Genomic DNA, 24,176 nt, shown 5'->3' on the forward strand with positions numbered 1-24,176 from the left:
GCTGGTCAGCTCCTTGCCAGTTCGGCGGCGCGGGCCGCAGCGCCGTCCATGGTGTCCAGTTGGTGTACGAGGGGGTGCGCCGCGCCGGTGAGGATGGTGCGGCCGAGTTCGGCGTTGTTGCCGTCGAGGCGTACGACCAGCGGCTTGGTCAGCTCGACCTGCTCCAGGGCCTGGACGATGCCGTCGGCGACGGCGTCGCAGGCGGTGATGCCGCCGAAGACATTGACGAGGACGGACTTCACGCCGGGGTCGCCGAGGATCAGCCCGAGTCCGTCGGCCATGACCCTGGCGGAGGCGCCGCCGCCGATGTCGAGGAAGTTCGCCGGTTCGGCGCCCTGGCGGGCGACCACGTCCAGGGTGCTCATGACCAGGCCGGCGCCGTTGCCGATGATGCCGACCGAGCCGTCGAGCTTGACGTAGTTGAGCCCCTTCGCCTTGGCCGAGGCCTCCAGTGGGTCGCCGTCACCCGGGGTCTCGTAGGCGCTGTGCGCGGGGTGGCGGAAGCGGGCGCTGTCGTCGAGGGAGATCTTGCCGTCGAGGGCCAGAACGCGGCCGTCGATGGTGCGGACGAGCGGGTTCACCTCGACGAGCAGGGCATCCTCCTCGGTGAACACCTGCCAGAGGGCGACGAGGACGGGCACGGCCTCGGCCGGCAGCCCGGCGGCGGTGACGATCTCGCGGGCCTTGTCCTCGGTGACGCCCTCGGCGGGGTCGACGGGGATCCGGGCCAGGGCGCCGGGACGGGTGGCGGCCACCTCCTCGATGTCCATGCCGCCCTCGGAGGAAGCCATGGCGAGGTAGGTGCGATTCGTTCGGTCGAGGAGGTAGGAGACGTAGAACTCCTCCTCGATGTCGGCGGTCCGGGCCAGCATCACCTTGCCGACGGTGTGGCCCTTGATGTCCATGCCGAGGATGCGGGAGGCGTGGGCCACCGCTTCCTCAGGATCGGCGGCGAGCCTCACTCCCCCGGCTTTGCCCCGGCCGCCCGTCTTGACCTGGGCCTTCACCACTGCCCGGCCGCCGAGCAAGCGAGCGGCCTCGCGAGCGGCTTCCGGTTCGTCCACTACGTAGGCGTCGAGCACGGGGACCCCGTGCCGCGCGAAGAGTTCCCGTGCCTGGTACTCGTGCAGATCCATCGTCAACGCACCTTCCCCTGAATCAGGTTCGCCAGGACGGCGAAGAATCCAGTGCACGCCCCCTGGACATCGACTTGGCGATGCGGGATAACCATCTGCATACAGTATTCGTGTCCTGTATGCAATGTACAGAAGCGCGGTACGCCCCCTTCGAAGGGACTGAACTCGTCATGTCAGACGGCACATCAGACCTCATCTCCGGTGGCCATCTCGTCGCCAAGGCGCTCAAGGCAGAGGGCGTTGAGGTGATCTACACGCTCTGCGGCGGCCACATCATCGACATCTACGACGGCTGCGTCGACGAGGGCATCGAGGTGGTCGACGTACGGCACGAGCAGGTGGCCGCCCACGCCGCCGACGGCTACGCACGCATCACCGGCAAGCCGGGCGTAGCCGTCGTCACCGCCGGGCCCGGCACCACCGACGCCGTCACCGGCGTGGCAAACGCCTTCCGCGCCGAGTCACCGATGCTGCTGATCGGTGGTCAGGGCGCCCACAGCCAGCACAAGATGGGGTCGCTCCAGGACCTCCCGCACGTCGACATGATGACCCCGATCACCAAGTTCGCGGCCACCGTGCCCGACACCGCACGCGCCGCGGACCTGGTCTCCATGGCCTTCCGCGAGTGCTACAACGGGGCGCCCGGGCCGTCCTTCCTGGAGATCCCGCGTGACATCCTCGACGCCAAGGTGCCGCTGACCAAGGCCCGGATACCGAAGGCCGGCGCCTACCGCGCATCCACCCGCAGCCTCGGCGACCCGGCCGCGATCGAGAAGCTCGCCGACCTCCTCATCCACGCCGAGAAGCCGGCCATCCTGATCGGCAGTCAGGTCTGGACGGTCAGGGGAACCGACGCCGCCATCGAGCTCGTCCGCACCCTCAATGTCCCCGCCTACATGAACGGCGCCGGACGCGGCACACTCCCGCCCGGCGACCCGCACCACTTCCAGCTGTCCCGGCGCTACGCCTTCACCGAGGCCGACCTGATCATCATCGTCGGCACGCCCTTCGACTTCCGCATGGGCTACGGCAAGCGGCTCTCCCCCACCGCCACCGTCGTCCAGATCGACCTCGACTACCGCACCGTCGGCAAGAACCGCGACATCGACCTCGGCATCGTCGGCGACCCCGGACTCATCCTGGCGTCCGTCACCGAAGCCGCGTCGGGGCGGCTCAATGGCGGTGCGGGCAGGCGCAAGGAGTGGCTGGACGAGCTTCGCGCGGTCGAGGCCAAGGCGATCGAGAAGCGGCTGCCGCAGCTGCGCTCGGACGCCTCGCCCATCCACCCGTACCGGCTGGTGAGCGAGATCAACGACTTCCTGACGGAGGATTCCATCTACGTCGGCGACGGCGGAGACATCGTCACCTTCTCCGGCCAGGTGGTCCAGCCCAAGTCCCCCGGCCACTGGATGGACCCGGGCCCGCTGGGCACGCTCGGCGTCGGCATCCCCTTTGTTCTCGCGGCAAAGCAGGCCCGCCCCGACAAGGAGGTCGTCGCACTCTTCGGCGACGGCGCCTTCTCGCTCACCGGCTGGGACTTCGAGACGCTCGTCCGCTACAACCTGCCGTTCGTCGGCATCGTCGGCAACAACTCCTCGATGAACCAGATCCGATACGGCCAGGCCGCCAAGTACGGCCTGGAACGTGAGCGGGTCGGCAACACCCTGGGCGACGTGCACTACGACAAGTTCGCCCAGATGCTCGGCGGTTACGGCGAGGAGGTCCGCGACCCCGCCGACATCGGCCCCGCCCTGCGACGCGCCCGCGAGTCCGGGCTGCCGTCGCTGATCAACGTCTGGGTCGACCCGGACGCGTACGCCCCCGGAACCATGAACCAGACGATGTACAAGTGAGGTGACCGCCGTGACGAAGGCACTCGAAGGTGTACGTGTCCTGGACATGACCCACGTCCAGTCCGGACCGTCCGCCACCCAGATCCTCGCCTGGCTGGGCGCGGATGTCGTCAAGCTCGAAGCCCCTACCGGCGACATCACCCGCAAGCAGCTGCGCGACCTCCCTGACGTCGACAGCCTGTACTTCACGATGCTGAACGGCAACAAGCGCAGCATCACCCTCAACACCAAGACCCCGCGCGGCAAGGAGCTGCTCACCAAGCTGATCCGCCGCTCCGACGTCATGGTGGAGAACTTCGGCCCGGGCGCCGTCGACCGCATGGGCTTCACCTGGGAGCGGATCCAGGAGATCAACCCCCGCATCGTCTACGCCAGTATCAAGGGCTTCGGCGACGGTCCCTACACCAACTTCAAGGCGTACGAGGTCGTTGCCCAGGCCATGGGCGGCTCCATGTCGACCACCGGCTTCGAGGACGGTCCACCGCTCGCCACCGGCGCCCAGATCGGCGACTCCGGCACCGGTATGCACGCCGTCGCCGGCATCCTCGCCGCCCTCTACCAGCGCACCAGCACCGGACGCGGCCAGCGGGTGAACGTCGCCATGCAGCACGCCGTCCTCAACCTCTGCCGGGTCAAGCTGCGCGACCAGCAGCGCCTGGCGCACGGGCCGCTCGCGGAGTACCCCAATGAGGACTTCGGCGACGAGGTACCTCGCTCGGGCAACGCGAGCGGCGGCGGCCAGCCCGGCTGGGCGGTCAAGACCGCGCCCGGCGGGCCCAACGACTACGTGTACGTCATCGTGCAACCCGTCGGCTGGCAGCCGATCACGCAGCTCCTCGGCCGCCCCGAGCTCGCCGCGGATCCCGAGTGGGCCACCCCCGAGGCCCGCCTCCCCAAGCTCGGCAAGATGTTCCAGCTGATCGAGGAGTGGACCAGCACCCTTCCCAAGTGGCAGGTGCTCGAAATCCTCAACGCCCACAACATCCCCTGCGGCCCGATCCTCTCCACCAAGGAGATCATCGAGGACGCCAGCCTCAAGGCCAACGAGATCGTCGTCGAGGTCGAACACCCCGAGCGCGGCACCTACATCACCGTCGGCAGCCCCATCAAGCTCTCCGACTCGCCCGTCACCGTCGAGCGATCGCCTCTACTGGGCGAGCACAACCACGACATATATGCCACCGAACTCGGCCTCTCCCCCGCTGAGCTGGTCGAACTGCAGACGAACGGGGTGATCTGACCGATGGCCGACACATTGACCGACACGCCCGGGCACGATGAAATCCGTGCCCTATTGGACGCCGTACGGGCCGAGGGCCGCACCGCCCTCACCGCACCCGAAGGCAAGCTGATCGCCGACGCCTACGGGATCGCCACCCCCGGCGAGGCCCTGGCGCACGACGTGGACGAGGCGGTGGCGTACGCCGACCGCTTCGACGGCCCCGTCGTACTGAAGATCGTCTCCCCGGACATCCTGCACAAGACCGACGCGGGCGGCGTCCTCGTGGGGCTCAAGACGGCCAAGGAGGTGCGGGGCGGCTTCCACACCATCATCTCCAACGCCAAGCAGTACGCGCCGGACGCCCGCATCGAGGGCATCCAGGTGCAGCAGATGCTACCGCCGGGCCAGGAGGTCATCGTCGGCGCGGTCACCGACCCGACCTTCGGGAAGGTCGTCGCCTTCGGCCTCGGCGGAGTGCTGGTCGAGGTCCTCAAGGACGTGACCTTCCGCCTCGCACCGGTCACCGGCGACGAGGCGTTCTCGATGCTCGACTCCATAGACGCGGCCGAGATCCTGCGCGGCGTACGCGGCGCGCCCGCCGTGGACCGGTGGGCGCTCGCCGAGCAGATCCGCCGGGTCTCGCAGCTCGTCACCGACTTCCCCGAGATCGCGGAGGTCGACCTGAACCCGGTGATCGCCACGCCCGAGGGCGCGCTGGCGGCCGACATACGCGTCATCCTCGCCGACGGCGCACCGGTCGAGCGGCAGAAGTTCTCCCGCGAGGAGATCCTGACGGCCATGACCCGGCTCATGAAGCCGAGCGCGGTGGCCGTGATCGGGGCCTCGAACGAAGAGGGCAAGATCGGCAACTCCGTCATGCGGAACCTCGTTGACGGCGGCTTCGCCGGGGACATCTTCCCCGTCAACCCCAAGTCCGACGACATCCTCGGCCTCAAGGCCTACCGTTCCGTGACCGACATCCCCGGCGACGTCGATGTGGCCGTCTTCGCGATCCCCGCGAAGTTCGTTCCCGCCGCCCTTGAGGAGGTCGGCCGCAAGGGCATCCCCAACGCCGTCCTCATCCCCTCCGGCTTCGCCGAGACCGGCGACCAGCCCCTCCAGGACAAGGTCGTCGCCATCGCCCGCGAGTACGGCGTCCGTGTTCTGGGCCCGAACATCTACGGCTACTACTCCACCTGGCAGGACCTCTGCGCCACCTTCTGCACTCCGTACGACGTCAAGGGCGGTGTCGCCCTCACCTCGCAGTCCGGCGGCATCGGCATGGCTATCCTCGGCTTCGCCCGTACGACGAAGACCGGCGTGTCCGCGATCGTCGGACTGGGCAACAAGTCGGATGTGGACGAGGACGACCTGCTCACCTACTTCGGCGAGGACGACAACACCACGTGCATCGCCATGCACCTGGAGGACCTCAAGGACGGCCGCGCCTTCGTCGAGGCCGCCCGCGAGGTGGTGAAGAAGAAGCCGATCGTCGTGCTGAAGGCCGGCCGCACCTCGGCCGGGGCCAGGGCCGCCGGCTCCCACACCGGCGCTCTCGCGGGCGACGACAAGGTGTACGACGACATCCTGCGGCAGGCCGGCGTCATCCGGGCGCCCGGGCTGAAGGACATGCTGGAGTACGCGCGGGCACTGCCCGTGCTCCCCACCCCGCAGGGCGACAACGTCGTGATCATCACCGGCGCGGGCGGCTCGGGCGTGCTGCTCTCCGACGCCTGCGTCGACAACGGCCTGACGCTCATGGAGATCCCGCCCGACCTGGACGCGGCCTTCATGCGGTACATCCCGCCCTTCGGCGCGGCGGGCAACCCGATCGACATCACCGGCGGGGAGCCGCCGTCCACGTACGAGGCGACGATCCGTCTCGGCCTGGAGGACCCCCGCGTGCACGCCCTGATCCTGGGCTACTGGCACACCATCGTCACCCCGCCGATGGTCTTCGCCGAACTCGCCGCACGAGTCGTCGCCGAGGCCCGTGCCAAGGGCATCCACAAGCCCGTGGTGGCCTCGCTGGCCGGCGACACGGAGGTCGAGGCGGCATGCGCGTATCTCTTCGAGCGAGGAGTCGTCGCATACCCCTACACCACCGAGCAGCCCGTCGCGGCGCTCGGCGCGAAGTACCGCTGGGCGCGGGCCGCGGGGTTGCTCCCGTGACCCGCATCTGAGACCGGGGCTCTGCCCCGGGCCCCGGTTGCCATGTGCGGGCCGGTGGCCGGGTTGTGCCCACACGTGCCGCCCTGCGGCACGCCTGCCCACAACCCTTTCACTGTTTTAGCCGCTGACGCTCAGCGCAGCGTGAACGCGAGACGGGACCGGCCAACCGCGAGCCGCGGAGCCGGTCCCGCCCCGGAAGCACGAGAAGAGATCCGTCCAGGGGGCGCTGGCCAGGCTCTTTCGAGGCAAGGGGAACGACAATGACGTCACCGACATCGGCTCAACCACCCACTACCTACAAGGAGATCAGAGACGCCAACGGGCGGCTGTACCGGGTCGGCGAGACCGACCGGGACATCCTCGGCCGGCCGCGCTGGCTGATGGTGCTGCTGCCTTGGGCCGCGATGCTCGGCATCAGCGTCGCCGAGTACGCATACGGGTCCGCCGAGGACACCCTGTCCCAGGCCCACAACTGGACCCACACCAACACCTTCTGGCTGCTGAGCGTCTGGGTCGTCTTCCAGGCCGGCGTGGCCTTCCCCGCCGGTCGGCTGCGCGAAAAGGGGCTCTTCTCCGCCCGCGCCGCCATGCTCAGCGGCGCCGGCCTGGCCTTCCTCGGCTACCTGGCGCTCAGCCACGCCCCGAACATCTGGTGGGCCTTCGCCGGCTTCGGCTTCCTGGGCGGCACCGGAGCCGGGCTGGTCTACGCGACCTGCATCAACATGGTCGGCAAGTGGTACCCGGAGCGGCGCGGCGGGAAGACCGGGTTCGTCAACGGCGGTTTCGCCTACGGTGCGGTTCCGCTGATCTTCGTCTTCACGTACGTCTTCGACCTGGGCAACTACCGTACGGTGCTTGATGTCATCGGGGTGTACGTCCTGCTGGTGGTCGGGATATCGGGGCTGTTCTTCAAGGACCCGCCGAAGAACTGGTGGCCCGCCCACATCGACCCCATCGCCTTCAACCGCGACCGCAAGGCGAACAGCACGCTGGCGAAGAACCCGCCCGCGGTCAAGCAGTTCGGCCCGGCGGAGGCCATCCGCACCGGCATGCTGCCGCTGATGTGGATATGCCTGGTGATCATCGCCGGTGTGTCGATCTTCGGCATCGCCTTCCAGGTCCCGTTCGCCAAGGAGATGGGCTTCGGGCCACTGGTGGCGGCGTCCTCCATGGGCGTCATGGCGGTCGTCAACGGCACCGGGCGCGGCGCCGTCGGCTGGCTGTCGGACCGCTTCGGGCGCAAGCAGACCCTCACCGTCGTCCTGCTGATCGAGGGCCTGGCCCAGTTCGGCATACTGTGGGCCGGAACGGCGCGCAATGAGCCGCTCTTCCTCGTCTTCGCCTTCGTCTCCGGCTTCGGCGGCGGAGCCTTCTATCCGCTGTTCGCGGCGCTGGTGCCGGACTACTTCGGCGAGAACAACAACGCCCAGAACTACGGTCTCGTCTACAGCGCCAAGCTGTTCAGCGGGCTCGCCGGCGGCGGGCTCGGCTCCATCGTCATCGACGCCTGGGGCTACCACGGCGCCTATCTGCTCGCCGGAGCCATCAGCCTGCTGGCCGCCGCCCTCACCCTGCTGCTCCGCCAGCCGGGCCGGGACCGACTGCGGGACATCCGGCCCAATCCGCAGCCGATCAGCCGAGAAATGGCCTGAGGAGGGCCTTTGTTCCTCGACCGCCGGGCAGGCCCGATGTGCTCTGGGCCTGCCCGGCGGCTGCAGTTCGTCCCGCGGCGGTGGGCCCGCTCCCGTACACCCACTCGCCCGGCACCGCCTGCTTGCTCGGGCGGTTACGCGTCCTTCTACTCACCGGACGCCAGGTTCGAGGGCTGCCGGATCTGCGGCTCCGGCAACGGGATCAAACGGCGTCGTCGCTTCCCGGAGCGGCCCGGGAGACCTCCCCAGTACGGTCACCACGGCGTGCGTCAGCCTGGAGAGCTGCCACCCGAACAACGCCGGGACCAAACGGTACGCACTCGCCTTCCAGGACGCCATGACAGCGGCGGGTCGACCCTGGCCGTCTCCCACATGGTGGCGTACTCGCACGAACGCGGCGCGCGCGATGTCATCGGCGAGAAGGCACGGAATTACCCGACCGCGTTGCGCGCGGGCGTGGCTCACGGCCCGATGGGGAAGTTGATCTCCCGAATCTTCCCAAGGTGATCGGTGCGCGATCAACGGAGATCAGGATTTCCCGGATGCGTCGCCGGTCAGGGCCTTATCGGCGATCGCCCTATGATGCCTGATGACTTCTTCGATGATGAAATTGAGGAATTTCTCCGCGAACGCCGGGTCGAGATGCGCCTCCTCGGCCATCCGCCGAAGCCGTGTGATTTGCGCGGCTTCGCGGTCCGGGTCCGCCGGAGGCAGCTCGTAGGCCGCTTTGAGCTCCCCCACCTGCTGGGTGCACTTGAAGCGCTCGGCGAGGAGGTGGACGAGCGCCGCGTCGAGGTTGTCGATACTGCCCCGCAGGTATCGCAGACGCGCCCGGGCCTCTTCGGTCGGCTGCTGGCTCATGCTTCTAGCGCTCCTGCTCACAGGGGATACGGACCGCAGCACACTACCTGCCGCCGGGACTCAGTCCGTACGACCGGTCACGGCGACTGTCACGCCGAGCCCGATCATCGCCAGACCGCCGGCCCCGCCGACCATGGACAGCCGGCGCGGGTTGCCTGCGAACCAGGAGCGGGCGGCGGAGGCTGCGAGGCCCCAGACGCTGTCGCTGACGAGGGCGATGCAGGCGGAGATGAGACCGAGCAGAAGCATCTGGCCGGGCACGTGGCCTGCCGAGCGGTCAACGAACTGGGGAAGCACGGCCGCGAAGAAAACAATCGTCTTGGGGTTGGTCGCCCCCACCACGAAACCCTCCCACAGCGTCCGCAACGCTCCCCGCTCGGGGGCCGCGACGGTTTGCGCGTGCAGAGCACCGCGGTGCTGCCAGGCCTTGAACCCGAGGAACACCAGGTAGGCGGCGCCCGCGAGCTTCAGGGTCAGGAAGAGGACGACGGAGCGCTCCACCACGGTCCCGACACCGAGGGCCACCATGGCGACGAGGGCGTAGCAGCCGATGGTGTTGCCGGCGACCGACATCAGCGCTGTGCGGCGCCCGTGCGCCAGGGCGCGCCCGATGACGAAGACCACGCTGGGCCCGGGGATCACGATCAGCAGGAGGGACATCGCGGCGTATGCCGCCAGGCGGTCGGCGGAAACCATAGCCCGACGCTAGCGGGGTATACGTTTCGACGCACCACCATTACGAGGAGGCAGGGTCATGGGCGAGCCCCAGGGCAAGGAGTTGGAGGCGTTGCGCGAGCGGCGGGCGGCGCTGCGCGGCAAGTATCTACGGGCACCGGCCGAGCGGCCGCCGACGCAGGCTGCGGGGGTACACCATGTGGCGTTCATCTGCGCGGATGTCGAGGAGACGATCGGCTTCTATCAGGACTTCCTGGGGTTCCCGCTGGTGGAGCTGGTGGAGAACCGCGATTACCCGGGGTCGAGCCACTTCTTCTTCGACATCGGCCACGGCAATCTGCTGGGGTTCTTCGACTTCCCAGGCCATGACCACCCCGCCCAGCACGAGACGATCGGCGGGTTGCAGCACTTGGCACTGTCGGTGACCGAGGAGCAGTTCAGGGGGGCGAAGGCGCGCTTCGACGCGGCCGGGTTCGAATACCTGGGGCCGGACCGGGGCGCGGACGACAGCCTGTACATCCGTGACCCGAACGGGGTCAGTGTGGAGCTCTACCAGGAGCGGCTCGGCTACTTCAACGGGGTGGCGCTGCTCACGGAGGACTGATGAGCGTGGCCGTGGGGGCGAACCTCTACTCGTGCGGCCTCCCGTCGCGCTGGTGGTAGGAGGTCCGGGTGTGCTCGGTGTGGGCTCGCATCACCTGTTGGGCGCCGGCCTCGTCGCGGGCCGCGATCGCCTCGATCAGCTCCCGGTGCTCGATCCACGACTGGACCCCGCGTTGCCGCGCTACCGGTGTGTAGTACCAGCGCACCCGCCGGTCCACCTGCGCGGCGAGCTCGCCCAGCACCGCGTTCCCCGCGAGCTCCATAACGTACGCGTGGAAGGCCGCGTTGGCGGCCACCGCGGCGTCCACGTCATCGGCGGCGACCGCCTCCTCGCCGGTCTGGCACAGCCGGTCGAGCCGGGTCAGGCCGTGCGCGGACGAATTGACGGCGGCGAGCCGCGCCGCCTCGGTCTCGAGCAGCGCCCGTACGACGAGAAGCTGATCCGCTTCGGCCTCGGTCGGCTCGTGGACGAATGCGCCCTGGGCGGGGCGCAGATCGACCCACCCCTCGGTGTTGAGGCGCTGCAACGCCTCCCGGACGGGTTGGCGGGAGACACCGAGGTGGCTGGCGAGCTCGGTCTCCACCAAGTGCTGGCCCGGGCGCAAGGCGCGGGTCGTGATCAGCTCCAGCAGTGCCTCGTACACCCGCTCACGGAGCGGTCCGGGACGCTCCAGCTTGGGCACGGCCCCGGGCGGCAGTCCGGTGGACAGCATCTGTTCCCCCAGCGGTCGGCGAATTGGCTTTCGTCTACAGTCTACTGAGTACAGCCTACCCCGGCCGCCCGATCTCCTCAGTTGATCTCGTTGAAGCGCGGGATGAGGTGTTCGGCGACCAGCGCGGCCTCCTCGGCCAATGGCCAGCCGGCGAGGATCAGCGGCCGCCGGCGCAGCCTCCCTCAGGCATACGGACCTCGACATCGCGCGGCTCCAGCACCTCCAGGACAGCTGCTGCCGGATGACGGACGACACCGAGGCACGAGCCGGGAATTTCCGGTTCCACGAAGCCGTTTGGCGGGCCGCCCACAACTCCACGATCGCCGGGCTGCTCGCCAAGCTCAACACGCAGCTCCGGATCTATGACAGCGGACCCCCGTCGTCCTACGGGGACTTCGATCTGCTCAACGCCGAACACGAGCGGATCCTGCAAGCGCTTCGTGAGCGCTCGCCGGACGCTGCGCGCGCCGAAATGCGTGCGCATCTGCAGCGCAGCCTTGAGCAGCGCATCCGCTCCTTCGTCAGCGATTAGCGCTGTTGTCCCAGGTCAGCCGGGCAGGAGGAGCAGCTCGACGTCTCGCGCACCGCCCGGCGGTAGGACCGCGAGGGCGGTGGCGGCGGCCGCGCCCCGGAGGAGGCCTGGGCGGTCGTGGCCGACGGGGGTGGCAAGGCCGGAGGCGAGAGTCACGGGGATGAGCCGGGTGTCGGCGGCATGGGCGGGGACGGGTGCGACGAGGACGGCGCGAGGGGGCGGGGGCGGGGTGCGGCCGCAGAGGCGGCCGAGGGCGGGGGCGAGGAGGGTGAGGGCGGCGGCGAGGGCGGCGAATGGGTTGCCGGGGAGTCCGACGATGAGCGGGCCGCCGGGAGTGAGGCGGGCGAGGAGTTGGGGGTGGCCGGGGCGGCAGGCCACGCCGTCGACGAGGATGTCGGCGCCCAGTTGCCTAAGTACCGGCCGGAGATGGTCGGCGGGGCCGCGCGAGGAGGCTCCGCAGACGGCGATGACGTCGACCGCCGTACGGGTGAGGGAGGCGGCGAGCGGGGCGCGTCCGTCGGGAACGTAGGTGGGCGGCAGGGCGATTCCGCCGGCCCAGTCGATGAGGCCGGGGAGCAGGGGGCCGAGCGCGTCGCGGACCTGGCCGGGCAGCGGGGTGCCGTTGCGTACGACTTCGTCGCCGGTGACGACGATCGTGACACGCGGTCGGCGGTGGACGGTGAGCGCGTCGCAGCCGAGGCTCGCGGCGAACCCGAGCACGGTGGGGGTGACGGTGGCCCCGGCCGGGAGCACTTCAGTGCCCTCGGCGCACTCCTCGCCACGGCGGCGGATGTGGCGGCCGGGGCCGATGGCGCCGGTGACCAGCCCGTCCGTACGCAGGGCGAGTTCGTACGGCAGCACGGCGCTCGCGCCCGGCGGGACCTGCGCCCCGGTGGCGATCTCAACGGCCTGGCCGGAGGCCAGGTCCCGTACGTCGGCGGCGTGTCCGGCGAGGGCGCGGCCGGTCACCGCCCAGGGTCCCGGCCCGGCGACGGCGTAGCCGTCCATCGCGGCGGTGTCGAAGGCGGGCACCGCCAGGCCCGCGAACAGCGGCTCGGCGAGGGCGGAGCCGCGCGCGCGTTTCAGGGGGACGGTGAGGGGGCCAAGGGGTTCGGCCGCGAGTCCGGCGGTGCGGCGGGCCTGCGGCCATGGCATCGCGGTGGCGGTGGGTTCGTCGTTGGTGCGTTCGTCGAGCGCCGTCATGTGGGCTCCTCCCAGGGCACTGCGTCCTCGTAGGGCCAAACGGTCAAACAGTCACCGTCACAACCCTTGACCCCTCCGAAAGGCATACTGTAGACAATATTCTGTCGACTGCAAGAGAACCGCAACCCGCAACAGAGCTCCACCGACGGAACGGGAGCCCCGCGAGTGAAAGTCGCTGTTGTCGGCGCCGGAGCCATCGGCGCCTTTGTCGGAGCCGCCCTCCACCGCTCCGGAGCCGAAGTCCATCTCATCGCCCGGGGACCACACCTGGACGCCCTGCGCCGCGACGGCGTCCGGGTCCTCAGCCCGCGCGGGGATTTCACCGCGCATCCCAAAGCCACCGACGACCCGGCCGAAGTCGGCCCCGTCGACTACGTCTTCCTCGGTCTGAAGGCCAACTCCTATGCCGCCAGCGGCCCCCTCATCCGCCCTCTCATGCACGACCGCACCGCGGTGGTCGCGGCCCAGAACGGCATCCCCTGGTGGTACTTCCACGGGCTGCCCGGCCGGCACACCGGCCGCCGCCTGGAGAGCGTCGACCCCGGCGGCGCCGTCTCCGCGACCCTGCCGCCCGAGCGCGCCATCGGCTGCGTGGTCTACGCGGCCACCGAGATCGAGGCCCCCGGCGTCATCCGCCACCTCGAAGGCACTCGCTTCTCCATCGGCGAGCCCGACGGGACGGTCTCCCGCCGCTGTCTCGACTTCAGCGACGCCATGCGGGCCGGCGGCCTCAAATGCCCGGTCGAGCCGGATCTGCGCAACGACATCTGGATCAAGCTGCTCGGCAACATCTCGTTCAACCCGATCAGCGCGCTCGCCCGCGCCACGATGGTCCAGATCTGCCGCCACCCCGACACCCGCGAGCTGGTCACCGCCATGATGCGGGAAACCCTCGAAGTCGCCGCCCAGCTCGGCAGCCACCCCGAGATCTCCATCGAGCGCCGGCTGGCCGGCGCCGAACGCGTCGGCGAGCACAAGACCTCCACCCTCCAGGACCTGGAGCGCGGCAAGCCACTGGAACTCGACGTACTGCTGGCGGCGGTCGTCGAACTCGCCGGGCTCACCGGCACCCCGGTGCCCACGCTGCGCGCCATCCACGCCGTCGCCGACCTGCTGAACCGCACCACCACGATGAGGAGCGCCTCGTGAAGGACCGCAACCGCAGCCGCAGCCGCACGCCGAAGGTCTACCCCCGCATCACCCATCCCCTGGTGCGCGACACCAAGAACGGCGAGCTGCGGCGCGCGACCTGGGACGAGGCGCTCGACCGCGCCGCCGGAGGCTTCGCCCGCACGACCGGAGCCCACGGCCCCGACGCCTTCGGGATGTTCTCCTGTGCCCGCTCCACCAACGAGATGAACTACGTCGCCCAGAAGTTCACCCGGGTCGTCATCGGCACCAACAACGTCGACTCCTGCAACCGCACCTGCCACGCTCCCAGCGTCGCCGGGCTCTCCGCCGCCTTCGGCTCCGGCGGCGGCACCTCCTCGTACCAGGAGGTCGAGGACACCGACCTGATCGTCATGTGGGGCTCCAACGCCCGCTTCGCGCACCCCATCTTCTTCCAGCACGTCCTGAAGGGGATCCATAACGGCGCCCGTATGTACGCCATCGACCCGCGCCGCACCAGCACAGCCGAATGGGCCGACCGCTGGCTGGGCCTCAACGTCGGCACCGACATCCCGCTCGCCCATGCGGTCGCCCGCGAGATCATCCACGCCGGGCTCGCCAACACCGCCTTCATCGAGCGCGCCACCAGCGGCTACGAGGAGTACGCCGCCGAGGTCGAACCCTGGACCCTCACCGTCGCCGAACAGGTCACCGGCGTCCCCGCCGACGCCATCCGGGAGCTCGCGCACGCCTACGCCACCGCCGAGCGCGCGCAACTGTGCTGGACCCTCGGCATCACCGAGCACCACAACGCCACCGACAATGTGCGGGCCCTGATCAACCTCTCCCTGCTCACCGGGCACGTCGGCCGCCACGGCTCCGGCCTGCAGCCCCTGCGCGGCCAGAACAACGTCCAGGGCGGCGGCGACATGGGCGCCATCCCGAACCGCCTGCCCGGCTTCCAGGACATCCTGGAGCCCGCGACGCGGGCGAAGTTCGAGGCCTCCTGGAACACCGTCATCCAGCCCCGCTACGGGCTCAACCTCACCGAGATGCTCGACGCCATCGAGCAGGGCCGGCTGAAGGCCGTCTACTGCATCGGGGAGAACCCCGCCCAGTCCGAGGCCGACTGCGAGCACACCATCCAGCGGCTGAAGATGCTCGACCACCTGGTCGTCCAGGACATCTTCCTCACCAAGACCGCCGAGCTGGCCGATGTCGTCCTGCCCGCGTCCGCCTCCTGGTGCGAGAGCGACGGCACCGCCACGAACAGCGAACGGCGCGTCCAGCGGGTCCGCAAGGCCGTCTCCCCTCCCGGAGAGGCGCGCGACGACATCGCCATCATCTGCGACCTCGCGGCACGGCTCGGCCACAACTGGAAGTACGCCGACTCCGAAGAGGTCTGGAACGAGCTCCGGGCCGTCTCCCCCGACCACTACGGCATGACGTACGCCCGCCTGGAGGAGCACCAGGGAATCCAGTGGCCCTGCCCCAGCGAGGACCGCCTCGAACCCACCTATCTGCACGCCCGCCTCTGGGAGAAGGACCCCGCCAAGCGGGGCATGCCAGCCCCCTTCGGGCCGGTCAAGCACTCCCCGCCGGTCGACCTGCTCGACGAGCAGTACCCGATCCGGCTGACCACCGGACGCCGCCTGGACTCGTACAACACCGGCGTCCAGTCCTCCGGCTTCGCCTCCCCGCTGCGGCGCGGCGAGAACATCGAGCTCTCTCCCGAGGACGCGGCGGCGTACGGCATCGCCCAGGGCGAGGAGGTCCGCATCGCCTCCCGGCGCGGCGAGGTCACCGCCCCGGCCTGGATCGACCCGGGGCTGCGGCCCGGGCTGGCCTTCATGACCATGCACTTCCCGGACGAGGTCGACACCAACCAGCTCACCATCGAGGCCACCTGCCCGATCGCCGGCACCGCCGAGTACAAGGCCACGGCGGTACGGGTGGAGAAGCTGGCGGTGGCGTCATGGACCTGAAGTTCACCGACGCCAAGCCGACGGACGAGGAACGCGACGCCATCGACGACTTCCTCGGCCCGCCCGAGTCCGGCTGGGACGGCGGCGAGCGCACGAAAGCCGACCTGCGCTGGGCCCGGGGCGGCCACGAGGCCCGCGACCGCCGGGACCTGCTGCTGCCCGCGTTGCACGCGATCAACGACCGCGTCGGCTGGATCAGCGAGGGCGCGCTGGACTACGTGTGCCGACGGCTCACGGTGCCTCCCGCGGAGGGCTATGGGGTCGCGACGTTCTACGCGATGTTCTCCGTGCGGCCGCGGCCGGCGCGGGTGCTGCACGTCTGTACGGACCTGGCGTGCGCGGCGGCGGGCTCCGCCGCGTTGACGTCGGGGCTGGAGGACCGGCTCGGGCCGGCGGGCCAGGCCCGGGACGGCGTTGTCTGGCAGGCCAGCCCGTGCCTCGGGCTCTGCGAGCGGGCGCCGGCGGCGCTGGTGATCCAGGCGGGCGAGACAGGCCCCAGCCCCGCCCCTTCCGGAAACCGGGGCGCTGCCCCGGACCCCGGTTCCGTGCGGGCCGGGGTCCAGCCCGTCCGGCGTTTGAGGACCGGGGATCCGGGAGCGGAGCCCCCGCCACGCGGCGCCAGCCGCATACCGATTGCAACGGGAAGTGGCGGGGCAGGGGAGAAGCCCGCCGCAGGCGGCCACGCCATGGCCGTGGTCGGCCCGGCCACCGCCGAGGCCGTCGTCGCGGCGGCACGTGCCCCGCACGCGGCCCCGCCCGAGCCGGCCGCGTCACAGGCCGTGCCCCAGGCCGGGGATCCGGCGCTCGTACTCCTGCGCCGCATCGGCGTCGTCGACCCGTCCTCGCTGGACGACTACCGCGCGCACGGCGGCTACTCCGCCCTGCGCCGGGCATTCGCGCTGGGCCCGGCCGGAGTGATCCGGGAGGTGCTGGACGCGGGGCTGGTCGGGCGCGGCGGGGCGGCGTTCCCCACCGGCCGCAAGTGGGACGCGACGGCCAGGCAGCCCGAGCGCACCCACTACCTGGTCTGCAACGCGGACGAGAGCGAGCCCGGCACCTTCAAGGACCGGGTGCTGATGGAGGGCGATCCGTACGCACTCGTCGAGGCGATGACGATCGCGGGGTACGCGGTCGGGGCGCACCGCGGATTCCTCTATCTGCGCGGCGAGTATCCGCGTGCCCTGCACCGGCTGGAGCACGCGATCGGCCAGGCGCGCGCCCGGGGGCTGCTGGGGCCCGACGTCCTCGGCCAGGGGTACGCGTTCGACATAGAGATACGGCGTGGCGCGGGCGCGTATATATGCGGCGAGGAGACCGCGATCTTCAACTCGATCGAGGGCCGGCGCGGCGAGCCGCGCAGCAAGCCGCCCTTCCCGGTCGAGAAGGGCCTGTTCGACAAACCGACGGCCGTCAACAATGTCGAGACCCTCGTCAATGTGCTGCCGATCCTGGAGCACGGCGCGGCGGCGTACGCCGCCACAGGGACCGGGAATTCGACCGGCACCAAGCTGTTCTGCGTATCGGGCTCGGTGCGGGCGCCCGGCATATATGAGCTGCCTTTCGGCGCGACTTTGCGCGAGCTGCTCGATCTCGCCGGGGGCGCTCCGCAGGGCCGCACCCTCCGCGCGGTCCTGCTCGGCGGGGCGGCGGGTGGCTTCGTACGGCCGGACGAGCTGGACATCCCGCTGACCTTCGAGGGCACCAGGGAGGCCGGGGCGACGCTCGGCTCGGGCGTGATCCTGGCGCTGGACGAGACGGTGGAGCTGCCGCGCATCCTGCTCCGCATCGCGGAGTTCTTCCGGGACGAGTCCTGCGGCCAGTGCGTGCCGTGCCGGGTCGGGACCGTACGGCAGGAGGAGGCGCTGCACCGGATCACGGACCGCACGGGCGACGCGGCGGCGGCGGACATCGCGCTGCTTCGCGAGGTGGGCCGGGCGATGCGGGACGCCTCGATCTGCGGTCTGGGCCAGACCGCGTGGAACGCAGTGGAATCGGCCATCGACCGCCTGGGAGCCTACAAATGACCACCACCGTCCCCCTCGGCCTGCCGCGCCGCCTGATCGAGTTCACCCTCGACGACGAGCCGGTCCGGGTCCCCGAGGGCAGCACGATCCTCGACGCGTGCACGGCTGCCGGGAAGGACATCCCGACCCTCTGCTACGGCGACACCCTCACCCCGAAGAACGCCTGCCGGGTGTGCGTCGTCGAGGTCGAGGGGGCCCGCACCCTGGCGCCCGCGTGCTCGCGCAGGGCGGAGCCGGGCATGGAGGTCCGTACCGGCACCGAGCGGGCCCGGCACAGCCGGAAGATCGTGCTGGAACTGCTGGCCTCGTCCGTCGATCTGTCGACAACGCCGCACGTCGCGGGCTGGATCAGGGAGTACGGCGCGGAGCCGGACCGCTTCGGCCCGGATGCGGCGACGGTCGCCGACCGGGCGCCCAAGGTCGACAACGACCTGTATGTGCGCGATTACAGCAAGTGCATCATGTGCTACAAGTGCGTCGACGCCTGTGGCGACCAGTGGCAGAACACCTTCGCCATCTCGGTGGCCGGGCGCGGCTTCGACAACACCATCGCCGTGGAGCACGACGCGTCGCTCACCGATTCCGCCTGCGTATACTGCGGCAACTGCATCGAGGTCTGCCCGACCGGGGCCCTGTCCTTCAAGACGGAGTTCGACATGCGCGCGGCCGGCACCTGGGACGAGCCGTCCCAGACGGAAACCACGACCATCTGCGCGTACTGCGGTGTGGGCTGCAATCTCACCCTCCATGTGCAGGAAAACGAGATCGTCAAGGTGACCTCACCGCACGACAACCCGGTCACCCATGGCAACCTCTGTATAAAGGGCCGTTTTGGCTTCCAGCACGTACAGAACCGGGACTGATTGATTATGGGACGGGTCACCGAGCGGCGCCGCGTACTGCGTATCAGGGACGGCGCTGTCAGTCACCGCGCGGACACTCTGGTCGCCGAGGAACCACTGGAGATCCGCCTCAACGGCAAGCCTCTGGCGATCACCATGCGCACACCGGGCGACGACTTCGCGCTCGCCGCCGGGTTCCTGGTGAGCGAGGGGGTGCTCGGCAGCGCGGACGAGCTGGCGAACATCGTGTACTGCGCGGGCGCGACAGTGGACGGCTCGAACACCTACAACATCGTCGATGTCCGGCTCGCGCCCGGCACCCCGCTCCCCGACATCACCCTGGAACGGAACGTCTACACCACGTCGTCCTGCGGCCTGTGCGGCAAGGCCAGCCTCGACGCCGTACGGACGACAGCGCACTGGCCCATCACCGACACTCCCCCGGTCCTGGTCGAACCGGACCTGCTCGCCGTCCTCCCCGACCGGCTCAGGGCGGCCCAGCGGGTCTTCGACCGGACCGGGGGCCTGCACGCCGCCGCGCTCTTCACCCCCGAGGGCGAGCTGATCGACGTCCGTGAGGACGTGGGCCGTCACAACGCCGTCGACAAGCTGGTCGGACGCGCCCTGCAGCAGGGCGAGCTCCCCCTCTCCGGGAGGATCCTGCTGGTCTCCGGCCGCGCCTCCTTCGAGCTGGCGCAGAAAGCCGTCATGGCGGGCATCCCGGTCCTCGCCGCCGTCTCGGCGCCCTCCTCCCTCGCCGTCGACCTCGCCGACGAGGCGGGACTCACCCTCGTCGGCTTCCTGCGCGGCACCTCCATGAACGTGTACGCGGGCGAGCAGCGGATCGCTCTGCGCTCAGCGGCCGGCCGGGCCTGACGCTCCCGACCCGTGTACACGCGTACGGGACCGGCCGGCTAGGTGCGCCCCCTGGGCCGGCCGGTCCCCCGCCGTCACGACGTTCGCATATGCTCGCGGATCAAACCCGCTCTCCCTGGGCACTATGTGGGTGAGCGGCGGCGAAGGAGACCATGTGGCGTACGGACGGTGCTCATGAAGGTGGGCCTGCTCACCCGGGAATACCCGCCGGATGTCTACGGCGGCGCTGGTGTGCATGTGGAGTTCCTCGCCCGCGAGCTCCGCGCCCTCAGCGACCTGGAAATGCACTGCTGGAGCAGCGGTACGGCGCAGAGCACCGGGGACGTCACCCGGCACCGGGCCGCGGCCGGGCTGGACGGTGCGAACGAGGCGCTGCGGAGCCTGTCGGTCGACCTGTCCATGGCCGCGGCGGTCGCCGGCCGCGAGCTGGTCCACTCCCATACGTGGTACGCGAATCTCGCCGGCCATGTCGCCAAGCTGCTGCACGGCATTCCGCATGTGATGACAGCCCACTCGCTGGAGCCGCTGCGCCCCTGGAAGGCCGAGCAACTCGGCGGCGGCTACGCCGTGTCCAGCTGGGCCGAGCGTACGGCGATCGAGGCGGCCGACGCCGTGATCGCGGTCTCGCACGGCATGCGCGCCGACATCCTCGCCAGCTACCCGGCGCTGGACCCGGCCAGGGTGCGGGTGGTCCACAACGGCATCGACACCGCCCTGTACCGACCAGACCCGGACACCGATGTACTGCGCCGCCTCGGCGTCGACCCCGGCCTGCCGTACGCCGTCTTCGTCGGCCGGATCACCCGGCAGAAGGGTGTGCCGCATCTGCTGCGCGCGGCCCACGAACTGGACCGCGGCACCCAGTTGGTACTGTGCGCGGGAGCTCCCGACACGCCCGCGATCGACCGGGAGTTCCGCGAGCTGGTGGCGGAACTGGGCCGGGAGCGGGAAGGGGTGCTGTGGATCCCCGAGATGCTGCCGCGCCGGGATGTGGTGCAGCTGCTAACGCACGCCTCGGTGTTCGTGTGCCCTTCCGTGTACGAGCCGCTGGGCATCGTCAATCTGGAGGCGATGGCCTGCGGCACACCGGTGGTGGCCTCGGCGGTCGGCGGGATCCCGGAGGTGGTCGAGGACGGCCGCACCGGGCTGCTCGTCCCTTACGACGAGGCGGAGCCGAAGGGTTTTGAGGCGGCGCTGGCCGCGGCGCTGAACAAGGTGGTCGCCGATCCGGCGGCGGCGCGGCGGATGGGCGAAGCGGGGCGCGAGCGCGCCGTACGGGAATTCGGCTGGGACGCCGTGGCACGGCGCACCCTGCGGGTGTATGAGGAGACTCTCGAGCAACACAAGCAATAAGGGGTGGGCGATGCGTGGTGGCCCTTCGGTGCTGGGAATCGTACTCGCGGGCGGGGAGGGCAAGCGGCTGATGCCGCTCACCGCCGACCGGGCCAAACCGGCAGTGCCCTTCGGCGGCGCCTACCGGCTGGTCGACTTCGTACTGTCCAATCTTGTCAACGGCGACATCATGCGGCTCTGCGTCCTGACGCAGTACAAGTCGCACTCTCTCGACCGCCACATCACCACCACCTGGCGGATGTCCAATCTGCTCGGCAACTACGTCACCCCCGTCCCGGCGCAACAGCGGCTCGGCCCGCGCTGGTTCCTGGGCAGCGCGGACGCGATCTACCAGTCGTTGAACCTCGTGCACGACGAACAGCCCGACTACATCGTGGTCTTCGGTGCCGACCACGTGTACCGCATGGACCCGCGCCAGATGCTGCGGCAGCACATAGAGAGCGGGGCAGGGGTCACGGTCGCCGGTATCCGGGTCCCGCGCGAGCAGTCGCCGTCCTTCGGGGTCATCACACCCGGCCCGGACGGCATCCGGGTGGAACGGTTCCAGGAGAAGCCTGCCGACGCGCCGGGCCTGGCCGGGGACCCGGACCGGGTGTACGCCTCGATGGGCAACTACATCTTCACCACGAAGGTGCTGCTCGACGCGCTCTACCAGGACGCCGAGGACGACGACTCGATCCACGACATGGGCGGCAGCATCCTGCCGATGCTCACCGCCAAGGGCCAGGCCCAGGTGTACGACTTCGACGACAATCACGTCCCGGGAGAGACCGCCCGCGACCACGGCTACTGGCGGGACGTCGGCACCCTGGACCAGTACTACGACTCCCATATGGACCTGATTTCGGTGCACCCGGTCTTCAACCTCTACAACCGCGAGTGGCCGCTGTACACCCACTCCCTACGGCTGCCCCCGGCGAAGTTCGTGGCGGGCGGCATCGCGAGCGAGTCCATGGTCAGCCCGGGGTGCATCATCAGCGGCCAGGTCACCCAGTCCGTGCTGTCGCCGGGCGTCGTGGTGGAGGAGGGGGCGGTGGTACAAGGGGCGGTCCTGCACGACAACGTCCGTATAGGGCGTGGCGCGGTGGTGCGCCGGGCGATCCTGGACAAGAACGTGGTGGTCCCCCCGGGGGCCACGATCGGTGTCAACCGGGAACGCGATCAGGAGATCTACCACATCTCCCAGAACGGGATCACCGCACTCGGGAAGGGACAGCGGGTGACGTGATCATTTTGGCCCGTCGTTGTCCAGCGAACGGCTGGACGACGACGGCATATTCAGTAGACACTGTCTACTGTGACAGTAGACACCTGCGGCCGCCCGCTCGGCGCGGCCCTGGAACTACTGTCCGAGGAAGGCGTCGAAGCGCTCACCTTACGTGCCATCGCCCGCCGCACGCAGGTGTCCCACGGCGCGCAGCTCCAACACTTCCCGCACCGCGCGGCAGAGCGGCCCGCGATGCCCTCCCTGATGTTCCGGCGTGATCTGCCGGACCAGTCGGACAAGAAGCCGGCCCGGGCCGGCTCCGCCACCTTCGACGGACTGCCGGCCGTGCTGCGGGCCGCCCAGGACGACGGGTGGCGGGCGGACGCCGCCACCGGCGCCATCCGCGTCGACGAGGTCGTCGACACCCTCAGAGGCCGCGCGAATAGGTGGGGCGGCGTCGCGGGCCGATGGCTCTCGCCTGGAAGTGTTGTCGTCGGTGTCGGTCGACCCCAGGAGGTGCCCCCGCCTCCGCCTTGCCAGACTCGGCCCTCGGCGCGCTCCTTAACCCGCCCCACCTATTCGCGCGGCCTCTTACGCACGCACGCGGCCTCAACGAGCCGTCCACCCAAGGAAACCGATGACCCTTCACACATACGGATTCGACCTCGCCACCACGGTGACCCCGCGCCCCGACGAGCCCTCCGTCTTCGACGCCGAGCTGCACGACAACTGGCGGATAGGCATGGGGATCAACGGCGGCCTGCTGCTCGCGCTCGCCGGCCGCGCCCTCTGCGCCGAACTCGGCGACGGGGTCGACGGCCACCTCGACCCCTTCTCCATCAGCGGCTACTACCTCTCCCCCACCAGCCCCGGCCGCGCCACCCTCCGCACCGAGACCCTCCGCCGCGGCCGTACGGTCTCCACCGGCTCCGTCTCCCTCACCCAGGCCGGCGACGACGGCGAGCCCGTCGAACGGGTCCGCGTCCTCGCCACCTACGGCGACCTCGACGGCCACACCGACCATATCCGGACCTCCGCGACTCCCCCGGATCTGCCCGCCCCCGCGGACTGTGTCAGCACCGACCTCGCCCCGCCCGAGTTCCTCAAGCAGGCCCCTTTCCTGGGCAGCGTCGAGCTGCGCCTCGACCCCGGCACCATCGGCTGGGTCTCCGGCACCCCCTCCGGCCGCGGGATGGCACGCGGCTGGTTCCGCCTCCCCGACGGCCGCGAGCCCGACCCCCTGATGCTGCTCCTCGCCGTGGACGTCCTGCCGCCGGTCAACTTCGACCTCGGTGTCCCCAGCTGGGCCCCCACCCTCGAACTCACCGTGCACGTCCGCGCCAAGCCCGCCCCCGGCTGGCTGCGGATCGTCCACTCCACCCGCAACTTCGCGGGCGGTTACCTGGAGGAGGACGCCGAGGCCTGGGACTCCGCGGGCCGGCTCGTCGCCCAGTCCCGCCAGCTGGCCCGGGTGCGGCTGCCGCAGTAGCCGACGGCGGCCGGTCGTCCGGACGCCATGCCCCTGCCTCGCGAGGCCGCCCTCCGCTCCGCCCGAAATCCGTGTGCACGGCCGGCTCCGTCCCCGTTGCCGTCCTGGTATGGACGTGACGTTCACCAAGGTCGCGGGGCGTTCGTGACACGATCAGCGTCGCCCGCCGCACCGGACCCGCGCTCGCCACCCGCTACGCCCCCGGCTATGACGACTACCTCCCGCACGACGCCGTCCATTTCCTCGCCGAGGCCGAAGCCGGCCTCCGCGGTGCCGTGTTCGGCCGTATCGCCTCGGGCGGCGGTTTCATTACGCCGGCCGACCCCGCCGAGAGCCGCCGCCGGGCCCGCCGCGAGAAGACGCCGCGCCCTCAGGACCGCGCCGAAACGGCTCTTTCCGAGCGGCTCGTCTCCATCTGCCACTCCATGTGGCAGCTCCGCTCCGGTCATCGCGGCCAACTCCCCCCATGGCTCGCCGGCACCCCGCTCAGCGAGCGCGAAACGCCGCTCGTGCAGCGCATCTGCGGCCGCCTCGACACCTTCGCCGGCTGCTGGCACGCCCTCCCCGTCGGCGGCAGTATCACCCTCCCCTGGCCGCATCCCGAGGGCCCCCGCCACTCCCCGCGCACCAGCACCACCCAGCCCCGCCGCCGCTGGTCCCGGAGCCGG

General features: G+C 70.2%; 20 protein-coding genes and 1 pseudogene. 15 read left to right on the forward strand and 6 right to left on the reverse strand.

Features of this window, described 5'->3' with window-relative positions:
* Window positions 1–5: 5 nt before the first annotated feature.
* Window positions 6–1,136, reverse strand: a complete 1,131-nt coding sequence (gene sucC, locus FCI23_RS07265; RefSeq protein WP_136722625.1) for an ADP-forming succinate--CoA ligase subunit beta — start codon at window positions 1,134–1,136, stop codon at window positions 6–8.
* Window positions 1,137–1,306: 170 nt separating this feature from the next.
* Here sucC and FCI23_RS07270 point away from each other — a divergent pair, with 170 nt between their 5' ends.
* The 4 genes from FCI23_RS07270 to FCI23_RS07285 all read left to right on the forward strand — a co-directional run bounded on the left by FCI23_RS07270 (window position 1,307) and on the right by FCI23_RS07285 (window position 8,035).
* Entirely contained in the window at window positions 1,307–2,989 is a 1,683-nt protein-coding gene (locus tag FCI23_RS07270; protein ID WP_136722626.1) for a thiamine pyrophosphate-binding protein, read from the forward strand.
* 10 nt (window positions 2,990–2,999) lie between these two features.
* Window positions 3,000–4,229 carry a formyl-CoA transferase gene (gene frc, locus FCI23_RS07275; protein ID WP_136722627.1) on the forward strand — a complete coding sequence of 410 codons (1,230 nt, stop codon included), beginning with the start codon at window positions 3,000–3,002 and terminating at the stop codon, window positions 4,227–4,229.
* 3 nt (window positions 4,230–4,232) lie between these two features.
* Entirely contained in the window at window positions 4,233–6,383 is a 2,151-nt protein-coding gene (locus FCI23_RS07280; RefSeq protein WP_136722628.1) for an acetate--CoA ligase family protein, read from the forward strand.
* A 260-nt stretch (window positions 6,384–6,643) separates the two neighbouring features.
* Complete coding sequence (locus tag FCI23_RS07285; RefSeq protein WP_136722629.1) at window positions 6,644–8,035, forward strand: OFA family MFS transporter; 1,392 nt, start codon at window positions 6,644–6,646, stop codon at window positions 8,033–8,035.
* A gap of 528 nt (window positions 8,036–8,563) precedes the next feature.
* Here the strand turns inward: FCI23_RS07285 and FCI23_RS07290 are convergent.
* Window positions 8,564–8,896, reverse strand: a complete 333-nt coding sequence (locus FCI23_RS07290; protein WP_136722630.1) for a chorismate mutase — start codon at window positions 8,894–8,896, stop codon at window positions 8,564–8,566.
* 60 nt (window positions 8,897–8,956) lie between these two features.
* Window positions 8,957–9,592, reverse strand: coding sequence for a LysE family translocator (locus FCI23_RS07295; RefSeq protein ID WP_136722631.1), 636 nt, complete (start codon window positions 9,590–9,592; stop codon window positions 8,957–8,959).
* Between the two features lie 58 nt (window positions 9,593–9,650).
* On the opposite strand from FCI23_RS07295, the gene FCI23_RS07300 reads away from it, so the two are divergent.
* Window positions 9,651–10,175 carry a VOC family protein gene (locus FCI23_RS07300; RefSeq protein WP_136722632.1) on the forward strand — a complete coding sequence of 175 codons (525 nt, stop codon included), beginning with the start codon at window positions 9,651–9,653 and terminating at the stop codon, window positions 10,173–10,175.
* A gap of 25 nt (window positions 10,176–10,200) precedes the next feature.
* Here the strand turns inward: FCI23_RS07300 and FCI23_RS07305 are convergent, their stop codons facing one another.
* Window positions 10,201–10,887 carry a GntR family transcriptional regulator gene (locus FCI23_RS07305; protein ID WP_136722633.1) on the reverse strand — a complete coding sequence of 229 codons (687 nt, stop codon included), beginning with the start codon at window positions 10,885–10,887 and terminating at the stop codon, window positions 10,201–10,203.
* Window positions 10,888–11,026: 139 nt separating this feature from the next.
* Here FCI23_RS07305 and FCI23_RS07310 point away from each other — a divergent pair, with 139 nt between their 5' ends.
* On the forward strand, window positions 11,027–11,419 hold the full coding sequence (locus FCI23_RS07310) for a FadR/GntR family transcriptional regulator (RefSeq protein WP_136722634.1): 393 nt from the start codon (window positions 11,027–11,029) through the stop codon (window positions 11,417–11,419).
* A 15-nt stretch (window positions 11,420–11,434) separates the two neighbouring features.
* Here FCI23_RS07310 and FCI23_RS07315 read toward each other — a convergent pair whose 3' ends face one another.
* The gene (locus FCI23_RS07315; protein WP_136722635.1) at window positions 11,435–12,622 is read right to left on the reverse strand and encodes a molybdopterin molybdotransferase MoeA; all 1,188 of its coding nucleotides are present in this window, start codon (window positions 12,620–12,622) and stop codon (window positions 11,435–11,437) included.
* Between the two features lie 165 nt (window positions 12,623–12,787).
* On the opposite strand from FCI23_RS07315, the gene FCI23_RS07320 reads away from it, so the two are divergent.
* From FCI23_RS07320 to FCI23_RS07360, 9 genes and pseudogenes are all read left to right on the forward strand, one after another.
* Window positions 12,788–13,771, forward strand: a complete 984-nt coding sequence (locus FCI23_RS07320) for a 2-dehydropantoate 2-reductase (RefSeq protein WP_136722636.1) — start codon at window positions 12,788–12,790, stop codon at window positions 13,769–13,771.
* Window positions 13,768–15,717: a molybdopterin oxidoreductase family protein gene (locus tag FCI23_RS07325; protein WP_136722637.1), complete on the forward strand. Its 1,950-nt coding sequence runs from the start codon at window positions 13,768–13,770 to the stop codon at window positions 15,715–15,717. The genes FCI23_RS07320 and FCI23_RS07325 overlap by 4 nt, the downstream gene beginning before the upstream one ends.
* Window positions 15,708–17,741, forward strand: a complete 2,034-nt coding sequence (locus FCI23_RS07330) for an NAD(P)H-dependent oxidoreductase subunit E (protein WP_169316713.1) — start codon at window positions 15,708–15,710, stop codon at window positions 17,739–17,741. Before FCI23_RS07325 ends, FCI23_RS07330 begins: the two co-directional genes overlap by 10 nt.
* On the forward strand, window positions 17,738–18,604 hold the full coding sequence (locus FCI23_RS07335; protein WP_136722638.1) for a 2Fe-2S iron-sulfur cluster-binding protein: 867 nt from the start codon (window positions 17,738–17,740) through the stop codon (window positions 18,602–18,604). The genes FCI23_RS07330 and FCI23_RS07335 overlap by 4 nt, the downstream gene beginning before the upstream one ends.
* Window positions 18,605–18,610: 6 nt before the next feature.
* On the forward strand, window positions 18,611–19,459 hold the full coding sequence (fdhD, locus tag FCI23_RS07340; RefSeq protein WP_136722639.1) for a formate dehydrogenase accessory sulfurtransferase FdhD: 849 nt from the start codon (window positions 18,611–18,613) through the stop codon (window positions 19,457–19,459).
* 174 nt (window positions 19,460–19,633) lie between these two features.
* Complete coding sequence (gene glgA, locus FCI23_RS07345; protein WP_136722640.1) at window positions 19,634–20,812, forward strand: glycogen synthase; 1,179 nt, start codon at window positions 19,634–19,636, stop codon at window positions 20,810–20,812.
* A gap of 10 nt (window positions 20,813–20,822) precedes the next feature.
* Entirely contained in the window at window positions 20,823–22,040 is a 1,218-nt protein-coding gene (gene glgC / locus FCI23_RS07350; RefSeq protein WP_136722641.1) for a glucose-1-phosphate adenylyltransferase, read from the forward strand.
* 69 nt (window positions 22,041–22,109) lie between these two features.
* Window positions 22,110–22,238: pseudogene (locus tag FCI23_RS59335) on the forward strand (TetR family transcriptional regulator); the annotation flags it as partial.
* A gap of 418 nt (window positions 22,239–22,656) precedes the next feature.
* Window positions 22,657–23,508 (forward strand): thioesterase family protein, encoded by an 852-nt coding sequence (locus FCI23_RS07360; RefSeq protein WP_136722642.1) that lies wholly within the window; start codon window positions 22,657–22,659, stop codon window positions 23,506–23,508.
* Window positions 23,509–23,630: 122 nt separating this feature from the next.
* Here the strand turns inward: FCI23_RS07360 and FCI23_RS07365 are convergent, their stop codons facing one another.
* On the reverse strand, window positions 23,631–24,065 hold the full coding sequence (locus FCI23_RS07365) for a hypothetical protein (RefSeq protein ID WP_136722643.1): 435 nt from the start codon (window positions 24,063–24,065) through the stop codon (window positions 23,631–23,633).
* Window positions 24,066–24,176 lie beyond the last annotated feature (111 nt).

Origin of the sequence: Actinacidiphila oryziradicis, assembly GCF_005047355.1 — a bacterium.
Classification (GTDB): Bacteria; Actinomycetota; Actinomycetes; order Streptomycetales; family Streptomycetaceae; genus Actinacidiphila; species Actinacidiphila oryziradicis.

Bases quoted from the DNA above. Each gene is read 5' to 3' on its own strand.
- FCI23_RS07315 (WP_136722635.1), bottom strand. From the start codon at position 12,622: ATGACGGCGCTCGACGAACGCACCAACGACGAACCCACCGCCACCGCG.
- glgC (WP_136722641.1), top strand. From the start codon at position 20,823: ATGCGTGGTGGCCCTTCGGTGCTGGGAATCGTACTCGCGGGCGGGGAG.
- FCI23_RS07330 (WP_169316713.1), top strand. From the start codon at position 15,708: ATGGACCTGAAGTTCACCGACGCCAAGCCGACGGACGAGGAACGCGAC.
- FCI23_RS07335 (WP_136722638.1), top strand. From the start codon at position 17,738: ATGACCACCACCGTCCCCCTCGGCCTGCCGCGCCGCCTGATCGAGTTC.
- FCI23_RS07300 (WP_136722632.1), top strand. From the start codon at position 9,651: ATGGGCGAGCCCCAGGGCAAGGAGTTGGAGGCGTTGCGCGAGCGGCGG.
- sucC (WP_136722625.1), bottom strand. From the start codon at position 1,136: ATGGATCTGCACGAGTACCAGGCACGGGAACTCTTCGCGCGGCACGGG.
- glgA (WP_136722640.1), top strand. From the start codon at position 19,634: ATGAAGGTGGGCCTGCTCACCCGGGAATACCCGCCGGATGTCTACGGC.
- FCI23_RS07295 (WP_136722631.1), bottom strand. From the start codon at position 9,592: ATGGTTTCCGCCGACCGCCTGGCGGCATACGCCGCGATGTCCCTCCTG.
- FCI23_RS07280 (WP_136722628.1), top strand. From the start codon at position 4,233: ATGGCCGACACATTGACCGACACGCCCGGGCACGATGAAATCCGTGCC.
- FCI23_RS07310 (WP_136722634.1), top strand. From the start codon at position 11,027: ATGGCCAGCCGGCGAGGATCAGCGGCCGCCGGCGCAGCCTCCCTCAGG.
- fdhD (WP_136722639.1), top strand. From the start codon at position 18,611: ATGGGACGGGTCACCGAGCGGCGCCGCGTACTGCGTATCAGGGACGGC.
- FCI23_RS07305 (WP_136722633.1), bottom strand. From the start codon at position 10,887: ATGCTGTCCACCGGACTGCCGCCCGGGGCCGTGCCCAAGCTGGAGCGT.
- FCI23_RS07270 (WP_136722626.1), top strand. From the start codon at position 1,307: ATGTCAGACGGCACATCAGACCTCATCTCCGGTGGCCATCTCGTCGCC.
- FCI23_RS07290 (WP_136722630.1), bottom strand. From the start codon at position 8,896: ATGAGCCAGCAGCCGACCGAAGAGGCCCGGGCGCGTCTGCGATACCTG.
- FCI23_RS07360 (WP_136722642.1), top strand. From the start codon at position 22,657: ATGACCCTTCACACATACGGATTCGACCTCGCCACCACGGTGACCCCG.
- FCI23_RS07285 (WP_136722629.1), top strand. From the start codon at position 6,644: ATGACGTCACCGACATCGGCTCAACCACCCACTACCTACAAGGAGATC.